We start from the raw sequence: 915 nt of genomic DNA on the forward strand, positions 1-915 counted from the left end.
AAGAGCGCGGAAACGGTGTCGTCCGCGTTCTTCGTCGGCGTGTGCGTGGCGCTCGCGGTGGGCATCGGCGCGCTGTTCGCGCGGGTGCAGGCGCTGTTCCGGCTCGTGTTCGACGCGGTCGGCGCGGCCGATCCGTCCGCGCGGCTCGCGGCGCTGATCGACGGCGCCGCGCGCGACTGGGCGACGCTGTCCGCGCAGATCGTCGCGGCCGGGCTGCAGGCGGGGCTGCTCGCGGGCTTCGTGCAGGTGGGCGGCGTGATGGCGTGGAGCCGCCTCGTGCCGCAGTTGTCGCGGCTCAACCCGGCCGAGGGGATGAAGAACCTGTGGTCGCTGCGCAACCTCGTCAATCTCGCGAAGATGCTGATGAAGACGGCGCTGCTCGTCGCGACGCTCGGCTGGCTGATCGTCGAGTCGCTCGATCCGTCGGTGCAGTCGGGTTTCACGCGGCCGGCCTCGATCCTCGCGCTGATCGTGAAGCTGCTGATGCTGCTGTTCGGCTGGGCCGCGCTGATCTATATCGTGATGGCGCTGATCGACATCGTGCACCAGCGGCACGAGTTCAACCAGAAGATGAAGATGTCGATCGACGAAGTGCGGCGCGAGCACAAGGAGGACGAAGGCGATCCGCACATCCAGGCGAAGCGCCGCCAGCTCGCGCGCGAAGCGCAGTTCGCGTCGCTGCCCGACCGGATCGGCTATGCGTCGGTGGTCGTCTATTCGCCGCGCGTGGCCGTCGCGCTCTACTACGGCGGGATGGGCTCGCTGCCGTGGGTGCTCGCGCGCGGCGAGGGCGACGCGGCCGAGCGGATCGTGCGGCTGGCCCGCGACGCGCTGCGCCCGACGCTCGCCAACGTCGGGCTCGCGCAGGCGCTGTACGAGACGACGCCCGAGAACGGCACGATCCAGCCGCAGCAT

At 70.2% G+C, this 915-nt stretch carries 1 protein-coding gene; it reads left to right on the forward strand.

The annotated features are described in order from the left end of the window. The coding region (locus JMF90_RS38640; RefSeq protein ID WP_201326503.1) for an EscU/YscU/HrcU family type III secretion system export apparatus switch protein at positions 1-915 on the forward strand (915 nt) is incomplete at both ends.

Source organism: Burkholderia sp. E168m23 (assembly GCF_016586125.1).
In the GTDB taxonomy this organism is placed as follows: domain Bacteria; phylum Pseudomonadota; class Gammaproteobacteria; order Burkholderiales; family Burkholderiaceae; genus Burkholderia; species Burkholderia orbicola.